This is a genomic window from Thermophilibacter mediterraneus (assembly GCF_900119385.1).
Lineage (GTDB): Bacteria > Actinomycetota > Coriobacteriia > Coriobacteriales > Atopobiaceae > Thermophilibacter > Thermophilibacter mediterraneus.
This window is the reverse complement of the sequence record NZ_FPKO01000007.1, coordinates 442,068-456,119: the sequence shown is the minus strand read 5'-3', so window position 1 is coordinate 456,119 and position 14,052 is coordinate 442,068. Positions and strand designations below refer to the sequence as shown.

Sequence of the window (14,052 nt, the reverse complement as noted above, 5' to 3'; positions counted from 1 at the left end):
TCCCGCCGCGCGGCGAGCGCAGGCCGTCGCCTCGTGGCAGCGCCTCACAGCCCCAGCAGCCTCAGGGCCTCCTGACGGGTCTTGAGGTCTCTCATGCAGCCGCGGACCGCCGAGGTGGTGGTCAGCGCGCCGGCGGCGCGCACCCCGCGCATGGTCATGCACGTGTGCTCGGCCTCCATCACCACGATCACGCCGAGCGGGTCGAGCTCGCGCACCATGGCGTCGGCGACCTGCCCGGTGAGGCGCTCCTGGACCTGGAGCCTGCGAGCGTAGCCGCTCACGCACCGGGCGATCTTCGAGAGCCCGGTGATCCGGCCGTCACGCGGGATGTAGCAGACGTGGGCGCGCCCGGTGAAGGGCAGGATGTGGTGCTCGCACAGCGAGGAGAACGGTATGTCCTTGACGATCACCATCTCCTGGTTGCCCGGCTCGTGGAACTGCCGGCGCAGGTGGGCGCCCGGGTCCTCCTGCATGCCGCCGAGGATCTCCTCGCAGGCGCGCGCGACGCGGTCCGGCGTCCCCAGGAGCCCCTCGCGGTCGGGGTCCTCCCCAATCGCGAGCAAAAGCTCCCGCACCGCCGCCTCGACGCGCGGCTTGTCGATGGGCCCGTACCCCTGAGCGTTCGTCTCCACTGGCGTGCCTCCCGTCGCGCGCTATCCCCGCGCGCGGTCGCGACCGTACACGAACCAGTAGGATACCCCCACGAGCAGCGCGCCGCCCACGAGGTTTCCGAGCGTCGCCGCGCTCAGGTTGGAGGCCGCCCCCGCGAGGTCCACGCCGCCCGGCGCGCCGAGCGCCTGGAGCATGAGGGCGTAGGGCAGGAAGAACATGTTGGCCACGCAGTGCTCGAACCCGCAGGCCATGAACGCCATCACCGGGAGGAGCGCCGAGAAGAACTTGTCGGTGACCGACGTCGCGGCGTGGCCGATCCAGACCGCGAGGCACACGAGCAGGTTGCAGAGCACGCCGCGCGCGAAGGTGACGCCCCAGCCGAGCGCGACCTTGCCCTCGGCCACGGCGACGGCCGCCTCGCCGAGCGCCCCGCCGTTGGCCGAGGCGACGCCGGCGGCCGCGAGCAGCGCCGCGGCGAGCACGGCGCCGACGAGGTTGCCCGCGAGGACGAGGGCCCAGCTCGAGAGGAGCCTCCCCCACGAGAACCGGCCCGCGAGCGGGCCCATGACCATGAGGCAGTTGCCGGTGAACAGCTCCGCCCCGGCGGCGAGGATCAGGAAGAGCCCGAGCGTGAACGAGAACCCGCCGAGCAGCTGCGTGGCGGCGAAGCCCAGGGTCGCGTCGGACTTGACGACGAGCATGAACGTGGCGCCCAGCGAGATGAACGCGCCGGCCATGACCGAGAGCGCAAGCGAGCTCGCGACATCGGTCGACGCCTTGGTCTCGGCCACGCGCTCGTTCTTTCGCTCCATGGAGGCGGGGGTCATGGCCCCGCTGTAGGAGGAGGACGGCTTCTCTGTCACCTTCATTGACGGGTCCTCTCAGCAGACTCGACGACATGTCTGACCAGCATGGCGGTGGTGACGGCACCCACCCCGCCGGGAACCGGCGTGATGGAGCCCACCACGGGCTCGACGGCGTCGAAGTCGACGTCGCCGACGAGCCGGCCGGCGGCCTCGTCCCAGTTGATGCCCACGTCCACGACCGTCTGCCCGGGGCGGACGAAGTCGGCGCCGATGGCGCGGGCGCGGCCGAGCGCGGCGACGACAACGTCGGCGCGCCTGCAGCACGCGGCAAGGTCGGCGGTGCGGCTGTGGCAGGTCGTGACCGTGGCGTTTCTCTCCGTGAGCAGCGCCGCGACGGGCCGCCCGATGACCAGCGAGCGCCCGACCACCGTGACCTCGGCGCCGTCGAGCTCGCACCCGTAGTGGTCGAGCAGGGCGAGGACCGCCTCGGCGGTGCACGGCGCGAAGCCGGCCCCCCGCCCCGAGAGCGTGCGCAGCAGCGAGGCGTCGGTGAGCGCGTCGACGTCCTTCGCGGGGTCGAGGGCGCGCGCGGCGGCGGACTCGTCGAGGTGCCCGGGGAGCGGCCGCAGGAGCAGCACCCCGTGGACCGACGCGTCGGCGCTCAGGTCGCGGAGAAGGGCCTCGAGCTCGCGCTGCGAGCAGGTCTCCGGGAGCGCGCGGACGAGCGCGGAGACGCCCGTCGCCTCGCAGCGCCTGAGCGCCGCGCGCTCGTAGGAGAGGTCGTCCTCGCGCTGCCCCACGCGCACGACCGCGAGCGCGGGCTCGACGCCCGCGCGCGAGAGCCGCTCGACGCGCGCCGCGAGCCGCTCGGTCACGGCGCGGGCGACGGGGGCGCCCCGCATGAGCTCAGCCACGCTGCCCCCTCCCGCGGATCCGCGCCGTCACGGCGTCCGCGAGCGCACGCGCGCGGGGGGAGAACCCCTCGAGCAGCTCGTCGCAGCTCGCCTCGATCCTCGAGGCGAGGGCGCGGTCCCTGAGCATGGTGGCGTTGACGTACACGTTGACGCTCGCGCCCTCGAGGGCGGCCCGGGCGAGGTACGCCCCCGTGGCGACGTCGGAGGCGAGCGCCGGGGCGCAGACGCCCCCCATGCGCTCGAGCAGCGCGATGGCCCGGCAGCACTCCCCCATCGTCGCGAGCGGCGCCATGCAGGCGCCCTCGATCGCGCGCTCGACGGCGTCTGCGCGGCGCGGGTCGTCGCGGGGCAGGGCGAGGGCCTCCGTGACCGGCAGGAAGCCGGCGGCGTCCTCCTCGATGAGCTCGAGCAGCCGGCAGCGGACCTCCTCCGCCTCGTCCATGAGGGCGAGCACCTCGCCCTCGACGTCCGCGTAGCGCGGCTTGCCGGCCGTGAAGGAGCCGGCCATCGAGCACAGCGCCGCGGCGAGCGCGCCGGCGAGGGCGACGGCGCCGCCGCCGCCCGGGACGCTCGAGCGCGCCGCGAGCCGCTCGCTGAACTCCTCGCAGCTCAGCTCGGAAAGACTGTCGTCCAAGGGGCCTCCTCGTGGTAGGGCTCGCCTGGCGGCGAGGCGGGCGGGGCGCCGGGGCCGACTCGCCCCGGCGGCTGCGCGCTAGAACAGGCCGACGATGCGGCCGTCGGGGGTGACGTCGATCTTCTCGGCGGCGGGGACCTTGGGCAGGCCCGGCATGGTCATGATGTCGCCCGTGAGCGCGACCACGAAGCCGGCGCCGGCGGAGACGCGCAGGTTGCGCACCGTGATGCGGAACCCCTCGGGCGCTCCGAGCCTGGTCTGGTCGTCGGTGAAGGAGTACTGGGTCTTCGCCATGCACACGGGCAGGCCGCCGAAGCCCTGCTCCTCGAGCTGGGCGAGCTGGCGGCGCGCCGGCGCGGTGAAGTCGACGCCGTCGGCGTGGTAGACGCGCGTCGCGATGGCCTCGACCTTCTCGGCGATGGTGCCGTCGAGCTCGTAGGCGTAGCGGAAGTCAGAGGGCTCCTCGCACAGGCGCACGACCTCGCGGGCGAGCGCCTCGCCGCCCTCGCCGCCCCTGGCCCAGACCTCGGAGAGGGCCACGTTGACGCCGAGCTCGCGCACGCGGCGCTCGACGAGCTCGAGCTCGGCGGCGGTGTCCGTCGGGAAGGCGTTGATCGCGACGACCACGGGCAGGCCCCAGACGTCCTTGATGTTGGACACGTGGCGCAGCAGGTTGGGCAGGCCCGCCTCGAGCGCCTCGAGGTTCTCGGTCGTGAGCTCGGCCTTGGGCACGCCCCCGTTGTACTTGAGGGCGCGCACGGTCGCGACGAGGACCACCGCGCTCGGCGCGAGGCCCGTGGCGCGGCACTTGATGTCGAGGAACTTCTCGGCGCCCAGGTCGGCGCCGAAGCCGGCCTCGGTCACCACGTAGTCGGCGAGGCGCAGCGCCGTGGTGGTGGCCATGACCGAGTTGCACCCGTGGGCGATGTTGGCGAACGGGCCGCCGTGCACGAAGGCGGGGTTGCCCTCGAGCGTCTGCACGAGGTTGGGCTTGATGGCGTCCTTGAGCAGCGCCGTCATGGCGCCCTCGGCGTGGATGTCGGCGACGGTGACCGGCCTGCGGTCGTAGGTGTAGGCGATCACCATGCGCGCGAGGCGGGCCTTGAGGTCGGCCAGGTCGGTGGCGAGGCAGAACACGGCCATGACCTCGGACGCGACCGTGATGTCGAAGCCGTCCTCGCGCGGCGTGCCGTCGGCGACGCCGCCCAGGCCGTCGACCACGTTGCGCAGCTGGCGGTCGTTCATGTCGACGCAGCGCTTCCACACGATGCGGCGCGGGTCGATGCCGAGCGCGTTGCCCTGCTTGATGTGGTTGTCGAGCATGGCGGCGCAGAGGTTGTTGGCGGCGCCGATGGCGTGGAAGTCGCCGGTGAAGTGGAGGTTGATGTCCTCCATGGGCACGACCTGGGCGTACCCGCCGCCCGCGGCCCCTCCCTTGATGCCGAAGACGGGGCCGAGCGAGGGCTCGCGCAGGCAGAGCATGGTCTGGTGCCCCATGCGGTTCATGGCGTCGGCCAGGCCCACCGAGGTGGTGGTCTTGCCCTCGCCGGCGGGCGTGGGGTTGATGGCCGTCACGAGGACGAGCCTGCCGCGCATGGGGCGGTCCGCCAGCGAGTGGATGTCAACCTTCGCCTTGGTGCGGCCGTAGGGCTCGAGCATGTCCTCCGTGAGGCCCGCGCGCGCCGCGACCTCGGCGATGGGAAGCATCGTCGCCTCCTGCGCGATCTGGATGTCCGACTTGTACTCTGCCATGACCGTCCCCTTCGTCGTTGTCCGCCCGGCGGTCCCGCCGGAACCTCTACTATAGCGCGACGCGGCGGGGCGCTCGCGCGACCGCGCCGCGGGAGCGGGCGCGCCCTCAGGCCCGCGCGTCGGCGACGGAGCGGCGCTCCACGAGCGTCGGCGCGATGCGGACGGCGCGCGGCCGCTGGCCCGGCTCCGTCCCGCGCAGCGCCAGCTCCACCGCGACCTCGCCGCGGCGCGCCAGGTCGAAGCGGACCGTGGTGAGCCCCACGTGCGGGATCGTGCCGCGCAGGGAGTCGTCGACCCCCACCACGCTCACGTCCTCGGGCACCCGGCGCCCCGCGTCGCGCAGAGCCTCGACGACGCCGACCGCCATCTGGTCGTTCGCCGCGTAGACCGCCGTCATGGAGGCGTCGCGCGCGAGCGCCGCGCCCGCCTCGTAGCCGCTGTCCGCCGTCCAGTCGCCGCGGAGCGGCTCGGTCGGCTCGATCCCGCGCGACGCGAGGGCGTCGCGCCACCCCCGCTCGCGGAAGCTCGCGTCGACGTTTCCCGTGGGCCCCCCGACGTGGCGTATCTCGCGGTGCCCGTGCGCCGTGAGGTGGTCCATCACGAGCGTCGAGCAGCCGTACTGGTCGGAGTCGACCGTCGGGCACAGCGGGTGCTCGCGCATCGTGAGCAGCACCGTGCTGAGGCCGGGCTGGGGCTGGAAGGCCATGAAGTCCTCCGCGAGCAGGCTCATGCTGATGATGAGCGCGTCGATGGGCAGGCCCACCATCCTGCGCGTGGCCTCGGCGAGCGAGAGCGGCGCGCGCTCGTCCATCTCGACCGTGGTGACCGCGCAGCCCACCGCCCCCGCCGCGGAGAGGATGCCCTTGATCGTGACGAGGTTGCCGAACTGCTCGACGTTGTACAGGCAGAGGCCGACCGAGTTGTAGCGCCCGCTGCGCAGGGACTTCCCGGCGAAGTTGGGCCTGAAGCCGAGCTCCTCCATGGCGAGAAGGACGCGCCGCCGCGTGTCCTCGCTCACGTTGGGGAGCCCGTTGGCGACCCGCGAGACCGTCTGCTGCGAGACGCCCGCCACCTGCGCGACCCGGGCCATCGATACCGCGCCCGAGCGCCCCCGCGCCCCGCCAGAGCCCGCCATGTCCTTCTCCCCCTGCCAAGCCGACCGTTTGCAGCCCAATTCTAACCGATGGCGGGAAAGCCGACGTTCTCGCGCCGGCGCGTCATGAGTACGTTAACATTGCCTTAGGGGCGGCCTCTTCCCCGCCCATGGGCCTCGACGGAGGGAGCACCGTGATCGAGATCACCTCGTTCGGAACCACCCCGGACGGCGCGGAGGCGCGCGTCTTCGAGCTCGCGGAGGGAGCCGCCCGCGTGCGCGTGAGCGACTTCGGGGCCACGGTCGTCGGCGTCGACGTGCCCGACGCGCGGGGCTCCGTCTCCGACGTCGCGCTCGGCTTCGCCGACGTGAGCGGGTACGCGGGCCCCAACGGCGCCTGCTACGGCGGCACCATCGGCCCCGTTGCCAACCGCACCGACCGCGCGGAGGTCCCGATCGACGGGACGACCTACCGGCTCGCCGGCAACGACGGCCCGGACCGCGCCAACAACCTCCACAGCGACCTCGACCGGGGCCTGCACAAGCGCCTGTGGTCCGCGGTCGCCGACGAGGGGAGAAACGCCGTCACCATGACCTGCTCGCTCGCCGACGGGGAGCTCGGCCTGCCCGGAAACCGCGCCTTCACCGCGCGCTTCGAGCTCGCGGACGGCGCGGACGGCTCGATCGAGCTCACGGTCACGTACGGGTGCGAGTCCGACGCGCCCACGTACGTGAACATGACCAACCACAGCTACTTCAACCTCTCCGGCCACGACTCCGGCGACGTCCTCGGCACGCTCGTGAGCGTCGACGCCGACGGCTTCCTGCCGCTGCGGGACGACTGCGTCTCCGCCGGCGAGGTGCGCCCCGTCGACGGAACGCCCTTCGACTTCCGCGAGCCCCGCGCGCTCGGCGAGCGCATCGACGCCGACGACGAGCAGATTCGCATCGCCCGGGGCTACGACCACTGCCTCTGCGTGCGCGGCTGGGAGGGTGCCGGGTCGCCCCGCCACGCCCTGCGCGCGGTTGACCCCGCGAGCGGCCGGTCGCTCGACGTCCTCGTCACCGCCCCGGGCGCGCACCTCTACACCGGCAACTGGCTCGACGACCGCGACGCCAAGGGCGGCGCCGCGTACGCACCGCGCAGCGGGTTCGCGTTCGAGCCCGAGTTCTACCCCGACTGCGTGCACCACGGCGACTGGCCCCAGAGCGTCTGCGGGCCCGGCGCGCCCTACGCCTCGACCATCGTCTACCGCTTCTCGGTCGCGCGATAGCGCCCCGACGTCCCCCCTTCGGCGGGCGCGCCGCGCCCGCCGCCCCACGAGCAAGCGCCCCTCACGGGGCTCGACGAAAGGAGCAGCATGGCAAGCGAAGCAGCACAGGGGGCCCCGGCCGCGACGGCACGGGAGCTCTTCGAGCGCGAGTTCGGGGAGGCGGCCCACGGGCCGCTCCTCGGGGTCCACGCTCCCGCCCGGTCGGAGATCTCCGGCAACCACACCGACCACGAGGGGGGCCACGTCATCGCGGGCGCGCTGAACGTCGCGATCGACGGCGTCGCCGCCGCGAACGGCACCGACCGCGTGCGCGTGGCGAGCGCCGGCTACCCCACCTTCGAGATCTCGCTCGACAGCCTCGAGGCGCGCGAGGACGAGCGCGTCACCACCGCAGGCCTCGTGCGCGGCATGGCTGCGTGCATGGCCGGAACCGGGCGCACGCCCGCGGGCTTCGACCTCGCCATGACGAGCGACATCCCCTCCGGCGGCGGCCTCTCGAGCTCGGCTGCCGTCGAGGCGGCTCTCGGCCGCGTGATGGAGGCGCTCTGGGAGGGCCCCGAGGTGAGCCCCGTCGAGCTCGCCAAGATGGGCCAGCTCGCCGAGAACCGCTACTTCGGCAAGCCCTGCGGCCTCATGGACCAGGCGGCCGTGTGCCTGGGCGGCCTGGCGTTCATGGACTTCGAGGACGCCTCCGAGCCCCGCACGGCCAAGCTCGAGCTCGACTTCGACGCGGCGGGCTACGCGCTCTGCCTCGTCGACGTCGGCTGCGACCACGCCCCCTTCACCGATGACTACGCGGCGGTGCCCGTCGAGATGCAGCAGGTCGCCCGCGAGTTCGGCCGCGAGCGCCTCTGCGAGGTCGACCCCTCCGAGTTCGACGCGCGCATCCCCGAGCTGCGCGAGAGGCTCGGCGACCGCGCCATCCTGCGCGCCATCCACTACTGGCGCGAGAACGAGCTCGTCGACGCGCGCTGGGACGCCCTGCGCGCCGGCGACGTCGACCGCTTCCTCGAGCTCACCCGCGCGTCGGGCGCGAGCTCGGCGATGTTCCTCCAGAACGTCTCGACCGGCGGCTCGTTCCAGCCGGCCATGCTCGCCCTCGGCCTCGCCGAGCGCATCCTCGACGGCCACGGCGCCGCGCGCATCCACGGCGGCGGCTTCGGTGGGTCCATCCAGTGCTTCGTGCCGCTCGACATGGTCGACGACTTCACCGCGCAGATGAACGCCTGGCTCGGCGACGGCGCCTGCGTCCACTACCAGATCGCCGAGAAGGGGGCGCACGCGGAATGGCTGTAGAGATGACGGACGAGCTCACGCCCGAGGGCCTGCGCGGCTGCCTCCAGGGCCTCGTCGACTACGCCGCGGCGCGCGGGCTCGTCCCCTGGGGCGACCGCGTGTGGTCCTACAACGCCACGCTCGAGGCGCTCGGCGCCACGGGCCCCGGCCCCGACGAGTCCTGGGTGCTCGCGGAGGAGCCCGCCAACGACGCGGAGCGCGAGGCGCTCGCCGAGCTCGACCTTGAGGCCACGCTCGCGGCGCTCGCCGACGTCGCCGCGGCGAACGGCCGCGTCGAGGACACCGCGGGCGGGCGCGACCGCGTCTCCATGCAGGTGATGGGCACCCTCATGCCCCGCCCCTCCGAGACGGCGGCGCGGTTCTTCTCGCTTCTTTCCGAGGGTCGGGCCAAGGACGCCACCGACTGGTTCTACGGCGTCTGCTGCGACGCCGGCTACGTGCGCCGCGCGGCCATCGCCCGCAACGTCCAGTGGAGCTCCCCCACCCGCTGGGGCAACCTCGAGATCACGATCAACCTCTCCAAGCCCGAGAAGGACCCGCGCGACATCGCCGCCGCGGGCGCGGCCAAGGCCACGGGCGAGAAGTACCCCGCCTGCCAGCTCTGCATCGAGAACGAGGGCTACCCCGGTCGCGGCGCGGCCATGGCCGGCGGCGAGCACCCCGCCCGCCAGAACCTGCGCATCATCCCGATCGAGCTCGACGGCGAGCGCTGGGGCCTGCAGTACAGCCCGTACGCCTACTTCAACGAGCACAGCATCGCCATGAGCTCGCACCACCGTCCGATGCACATCGACGAGAAGGCCCTGCGCTGCCTGCTCGACTTCGTCGACCTGCTCCCCCACTACTTCATCGGCTCCAACGCCGACCTGCCCATCGTGGGGGGCTCGATCCTCTCGCACGACCACTTCCAGGGCGGCGCCCACGAGTTCCCGATGATGCGCGCCGAGGTCGCGGGGACCTTTGCCATGGATGCCTTCCCGGGCGTCGAGGGCGCCGTGCTCGCCTGGCCGCTCTCCGTGCTGCGCCTGCGCAGCGCGAGCCGCAACGAGCTGCTCGCCGCCGCCGTGCACGTCATCGACGCGTGGCGCGCCTGGACCGACGAGTCCGTGGGCGTGGTCGCGCTCGACGCGGACGGCACGCGCCACAACACCGTCACGCCCGTCGTGCGCCGCGTCGACGCCGAGGGCAACGTGGGCGGCGACCGCTACGAGGCGTACCTCGCGCTGCGCTGCAACGTCACGAGCGAGGAGCACCCGCTCGGCGTGTTCCACCCGCACGCGGAGTACCACCACATCAAGAAGGAGAACATCGGACTGATCGAGGTCATGGGCCTGGCCATCCTCCCGCCGCGCCTCGTGGGCGAGCTCGGCGCCGTTCGCGCGCACCTGCTCGAGGGCGTCTCCGCCGGCGCCGACGCCGACGCCGTGCGCGCCGCGCTCGACGCCGACCCGCTCTGCGCGAGCCACGCCGCCTGGGCCGAGGACGTCTACGAGCGCCGTCGCGACGAGCTCACCGAGGACGGGGCCGAGCGCATCCTGCGCGACGAGGTCGGCGAGGTCTTCGGCCACGTGCTCGAGGACGCCGGCGTCTTCAAGTGGGACGAGGCGGGCGTCGCCGCCCGCGACCGCTTCGTCGAGAGCCTGTGACGTGGCACTGGCGTCACGTCATAGCGTCAACCCCGGGGCCGCCCGCGACGACATCGGTCGCGGGCGGCCCTCGTGCGCGGGTCCCGGCGCGTCCCGCCCGCCCGGCGCGAGCCGCGGGCGCCGCGACGGGACCTACTCGTAGCGCTCGTCGAAGACGCGCCGCGTCTTCTTCTCGCTCCTCGGCAGGACGCCGAGCTCGACGACCTTCACGAGCGGCGTGAAGCCGATGCGCCGCTTCACCTCGTGCGCCACCTCGTCCGCGAGCTCGAGGAAGTCCTGCGTGCCGTCCGTCTCCACGTAGATGCGCATGGTGTCGCGCCCCTCGAGGTGGGAGATGCGGATCTGGTACTCGCTCGAGAGCTGCGGGTACTCCTGGAGCACCTCCTCGATCTGGCGCGGGAAGACGTTGACGCCCTTGATCTTGACCATGTCGTCGGAGCGGCCCTGGAGCGAGTCGATGCGCGGGAAGCCGCAGCCGCAGGGACACGGACCCGGGATGATCCGGCTGAGGTCGTGCGTCCGGAAGCGGATGAGGGGCGCGCCCTCCTTCACGAGCGTGGTGATCACGATCTCGCCCCACTCGCCGTCGGGCAGCGGCACGCCCGTGGCGGGGTCGACGATCTCTATGTAGATTAAGTCGTCCCAGTAGTGCATGCCGTCCTCGGCGTCGCAGGAGATGCCGATGCCCGGGCCGTAGACCTCGGTGAGGCCGTAGATGTCGTAGACCTGGATGCCGAGGCCCTCCTTCACGCGCTCGCGCATCTTCCTGCCCCAGCGCTCGGAGCCAATGACGCCCTTGCGCAGCGCGATCCGGTCGAGCATCCCGCGCCGCTCGACCTCCTCGGCCAGCAGCAGCGCATAGCTCGACGTGGCGCCGATCACGGTGGTCTGGAGGTCGACCATGAACTGGAGCTGCTTCTCGGTGTTGCCGGGGCCCATGGGCACCGCCATCGCGCCGAGCTTCTCGGCGCCCGCCTGAAACCCGATGCCCGCCGTCCAGAGGCCGTAGCCCGGCGTGATCTGGATGCGGTCCTCGGAGGTGATGCCGGCGAGCTCGTAGCACCGCGCGAACTGCACGGCCCAGTCCTCGACGTCGCGTGCCGTGTAGGGGATGATCACGGGCGTGCCCGTGGTGCCCGAGCTCGAGTGGATGCGCACGATCTCGCGCTCGTCGACGGCGCTGACCCCGAGCGGGTAGCAGTTTCGCAGGTCCTCCTTCTCCGAGAAGGGCAGCGCGAGGAAGTCCGCCTCGGTCCGGACCTCGGTGACGCCCGCCTCCCGGAGGCGCCGACCGAAGTAGTTGTCGGACGCGACGAGGCGCCGGACCTGGTCGTTCACGAGCTTGAGCTGGGACTCGCTGATCTTCATGCGGGGCTCCTTTCACCGTGCAAAGGGGACAGTCACTTTTGCACGCCTGCCCGTGCAAAAGTGACTGTCCCCTTTGCACGGTGCAGGGCGAGAAGGTCGAGGTCGAGGAAGCGGGGCGAGACGGTGGCGCGGACGGCGGCCTCGAGGTCGTCCACGGTGACGGGGCCAAGGGCGCCGGCGCGAGCCGCGGCGCCCAGGAGGACGACGTTGAGCACGCGCGCGGTGCCGAGCTCCGCCTCCGCGGCCGCGGCGTCAACGACCGCGAGGCTCCCCGCGCCAACGCGCTCGCGCAGGTAGCCCATGATGGCGGGCAGGTCGTAGGCGGGGCCTCCCGTGGCCGCGGAGACCGGGACCACCGGGGCGTCGCTCGTGACGACCATGCCGCCCGGCCGCAGGAACGGCAGCTGGCGAACGGCCTCAGCGGGCTCGAAGGCCACGATCGCGTCCGCGCGCCCGCGCCCGATGAGCGGGGAGCGCGCCCCCTCCCCCAGCCTCACGTGGCTGAACACGGAGCCCCCGCGCTGGGCCATGCCGATGGTCTCGGCGGTCCTGACGGGAAGGCCGCGCCCCATGGCGGCGCGGGCGAGCAGCTTCGACGCGAGGACGGCCCCCTGGCCGCCCACGCCGGCAAGGATGATGTCCGTGCTCCTGGCGGTCTCGCTCACAGGCGCTCACCTCCCGAGATGGCGTTCGTGGGACAGACCTGCTCGCACAGCGTGCAGCCCGTGCACTGCGCGGCGTCGATGCGGACCTTGCCGCTCGCCGCGTCCGGCACGAGGGCGGGGCAGCCGAGCTCGCGAACGCACCGCTGGCAGCCCACGCACCTCTCGGCGTCCACGGTGCTTCTCGCCTGCGGACGGGCGAGCACCACGCACGGGCTCCGGAAGATGATGGCCTTGACGCCCGGCTCGTCGGCCACGCGGCGCACGGTCTCGACGGCGCGCTCGTGATCGAGCGGGTCCACGGTCTCCACCACCGTGAGCCCGATGGCAAGAAGGACGCGCTCGATCGAGACCTTCTCCACGACCTGGCCCATCATCGTGCGACCGGTGCCGGGGTGCGGCTGGTGGCCCGTCATGGCGGTGGTCGAGTTGTCCAGCACCACGAGCGTCATGCTCGCCTGGTTGTAGAAGGCGTTCACGACGCCGGTGATCCCTGAGGCGAAAAACGTCGAGTCGCCCACGAACGCGAAGGCCGCGGTGTCCGGCTCGACGCGCGTGACGCCCTGCGCGATGTTGATGCCCGCCCCCATGCACAGGCACGTGTCCACCATGTCGAGCGGCGCGGCGTTGCCGAGCGTGTAGCAGCCGATGTCGCCACAGAAGAGCGTCTTGCGGCCGCGCATGGCCCTCTTGACGGCATAGAAGCTCGCGCGGTGCGGGCAGCCGGCGCAGAGGACGGGCGGGCGGATGGGGAGCGTGGGCGGGACCGGCCGGTCCTTCTCCGTGCTCAAGCAGCTTTGGCCTTCGGCCTGCAGAACTGCGCGCGGAGAAGGACCGTCCGGCTTGGGCACGCGCGCGTCGCGGCCGAGAAACGCGTCGAGCGCCGCGCCCACGCTCTCGACGGTGTTCTCGCCCGACGGCTGGACGTCGCCGCTGAGCTTGCCGCGAATCGTGACCCGCAGGCCGCGCCGCCCGCAGGTGGCGACGAGCGCGCGCTCGATCACCGGGTCGAGCTCCTCGACGCAGAGGACCTCGTCGAGGCCGTCGAGAAAGTCGGCGGCGAGGTCCTCGGGGAACGGGTGCGGCGTCGCCACGCGCAGGACGCGGACGTCGTCCCCCTCGCCGAGGTTCTCGGCCACGTAGGTGGCGCTGATGCCATGGGTGGCGATGCCGCGGCGCGGGCGGGCGTCCGGTCCGGCCGTCTGCGTCACCGTGTTTCTCGCGTAGCTGGAGAGGCGCGCGGCGAGCTCGGCGTCGCGCCGCTCGATGGCGGCGTGGGCGCGCACGGAGAGCGCGGGGAAGATGACCCAGCGACCCGGGTCGCGCACGAAGCCCTCGGGGTCGACCGAGCGCCACTCGCCCGGGTCGGCCACGAGCACGTCGGCGTAGCCGTGGTCCACGCGCGTGGTCGGTCGCAGCAGCACGGGGCAGCCGAGCTCCTCGGAGAGGTCGAAGGCCTCGACCATCATCTCGTAGGCCTCCTGCGGGTCTGACGGGTCGAGGATGGGGAGCTTGGCATAGGCGGCAAAGGTGCGGGTGTCCTGCTCGGTCTGCGAGGAGATGGGGCCGGGGTCGTCGGCCACGAGCACGACCATGCCGCCCTTGACGCCTATGTAGGAGAGGCTCATGAGCGGGTCGGAGGCCACGTTGAGCCCAACCTGCTTCATGGTGACGAGCGCGCGTGCCCCCGCGTAGGCGGCACCGGCGGCGACCTCGAGCGCCGCCTTCTCGTTGACCGACCACTCCACGTAGGTACCCTCGGCGCGACGGCGCGCGACGGTCTCGAGGACCTCCGTCGACGGCGTGCCGGGGTACCCCGCGACGACCCCCACGCCCGCGGCGAGCGCGCCGAGGGCCATGGCCTCGTTTCCCATCAGGAACTCTCTGTGCATGGCGCCCCCCTTCGTTGCGCTGCACTCTACCAGAGCGCGGGCGCGGGCGGGCGAGGCGTCGCGAACCGGTAACGAAGGGCCGCTCGAGCGGCGCGGAAGGCGC

At 72.8% G+C, this 14,052-nt stretch carries 12 protein-coding genes; 3 read left to right on the top strand and 9 right to left on the bottom strand.

Annotated features, from left to right (window positions below):
* Positions 1-44: 44 nt before the first annotated feature.
* The 6 genes from folE to BQ7106_RS01950 all read right to left on the bottom strand — a co-directional run bounded on the left by folE (position 45) and on the right by BQ7106_RS01950 (position 5,853).
* Positions 45-632 carry a GTP cyclohydrolase I FolE gene (gene folE / locus BQ7106_RS01975; protein WP_205407649.1) on the bottom strand — a complete coding sequence of 196 codons (588 nt, stop codon included), beginning with the start codon at positions 630-632 and terminating at the stop codon, positions 45-47.
* A gap of 21 nt (positions 633-653) precedes the next feature.
* Positions 654-1,481 carry a formate/nitrite transporter family protein gene (locus BQ7106_RS01970; RefSeq protein WP_072370410.1) on the bottom strand — a complete coding sequence of 276 codons (828 nt, stop codon included), beginning with the start codon at positions 1,479-1,481 and terminating at the stop codon, positions 654-656.
* The gene (locus BQ7106_RS01965; protein ID WP_072370407.1) at positions 1,478-2,332 is read right to left on the bottom strand and encodes a bifunctional 5,10-methylenetetrahydrofolate dehydrogenase/5,10-methenyltetrahydrofolate cyclohydrolase; all 855 of its coding nucleotides are present in this window, start codon (positions 2,330-2,332) and stop codon (positions 1,478-1,480) included. Before BQ7106_RS01965 ends, BQ7106_RS01970 begins: the two co-directional genes overlap by 4 nt.
* The gene (locus BQ7106_RS01960; protein ID WP_072370404.1) at positions 2,325-2,966 is read right to left on the bottom strand and encodes a cyclodeaminase/cyclohydrolase family protein; all 642 of its coding nucleotides are present in this window, start codon (positions 2,964-2,966) and stop codon (positions 2,325-2,327) included. The genes BQ7106_RS01965 and BQ7106_RS01960 overlap by 8 nt, the downstream gene beginning before the upstream one ends.
* Before the next feature lie 78 nt (positions 2,967-3,044).
* Positions 3,045-4,718, bottom strand: a complete 1,674-nt coding sequence (locus BQ7106_RS01955; protein WP_072370401.1) for a formate--tetrahydrofolate ligase — start codon at positions 4,716-4,718, stop codon at positions 3,045-3,047.
* A 106-nt stretch (positions 4,719-4,824) separates the two neighbouring features.
* On the bottom strand, positions 4,825-5,853 hold the full coding sequence (locus BQ7106_RS01950; RefSeq protein WP_072370398.1) for a LacI family DNA-binding transcriptional regulator: 1,029 nt from the start codon (positions 5,851-5,853) through the stop codon (positions 4,825-4,827).
* Between the two features lie 152 nt (positions 5,854-6,005).
* On the opposite strand from BQ7106_RS01950, the gene BQ7106_RS01945 reads away from it, so the two are divergent.
* The 3 genes from BQ7106_RS01945 (at position 6,006) to BQ7106_RS01935 (ending at position 10,027) form a co-directional block, all read left to right on the top strand.
* On the top strand, positions 6,006-7,085 hold the full coding sequence (locus tag BQ7106_RS01945; RefSeq protein ID WP_072370394.1) for an aldose epimerase family protein: 1,080 nt from the start codon (positions 6,006-6,008) through the stop codon (positions 7,083-7,085).
* A gap of 87 nt (positions 7,086-7,172) precedes the next feature.
* Complete coding sequence (locus BQ7106_RS01940; RefSeq protein ID WP_072370390.1) at positions 7,173-8,381, top strand: galactokinase; 1,209 nt, start codon at positions 7,173-7,175, stop codon at positions 8,379-8,381.
* Positions 8,372-10,027 (top strand): UDP-glucose--hexose-1-phosphate uridylyltransferase, encoded by a 1,656-nt coding sequence (locus tag BQ7106_RS01935; RefSeq protein ID WP_240307402.1) that lies wholly within the window; start codon positions 8,372-8,374, stop codon positions 10,025-10,027. The genes BQ7106_RS01940 and BQ7106_RS01935 overlap by 10 nt, the downstream gene beginning before the upstream one ends.
* Positions 10,028-10,159: 132 nt before the next feature.
* Here BQ7106_RS01935 and BQ7106_RS01930 read toward each other — a convergent pair whose 3' ends face one another.
* The 3 genes from BQ7106_RS01930 to iorA are packed head-to-tail and all read right to left on the bottom strand — an operon-like array spanning position 10,160 to position 13,949.
* A complete protein-coding gene (locus BQ7106_RS01930; protein WP_072370383.1) occupies positions 10,160-11,395 on the bottom strand; it encodes a phenylacetate--CoA ligase family protein in 1,236 nt (411 codons plus the stop codon).
* A 32-nt stretch (positions 11,396-11,427) separates the two neighbouring features.
* Positions 11,428-12,060: a 2-oxoacid:acceptor oxidoreductase family protein gene (locus BQ7106_RS01925; protein WP_072370380.1), complete on the bottom strand. Its 633-nt coding sequence runs from the start codon at positions 12,058-12,060 to the stop codon at positions 11,428-11,430.
* Complete coding sequence (gene iorA / locus BQ7106_RS01920; RefSeq protein WP_072370377.1) at positions 12,057-13,949, bottom strand: indolepyruvate ferredoxin oxidoreductase subunit alpha; 1,893 nt, start codon at positions 13,947-13,949, stop codon at positions 12,057-12,059. The genes BQ7106_RS01925 and iorA overlap by 4 nt, the downstream gene beginning before the upstream one ends.
* Between the last annotated feature and the right edge of the window lie 103 nt (positions 13,950-14,052).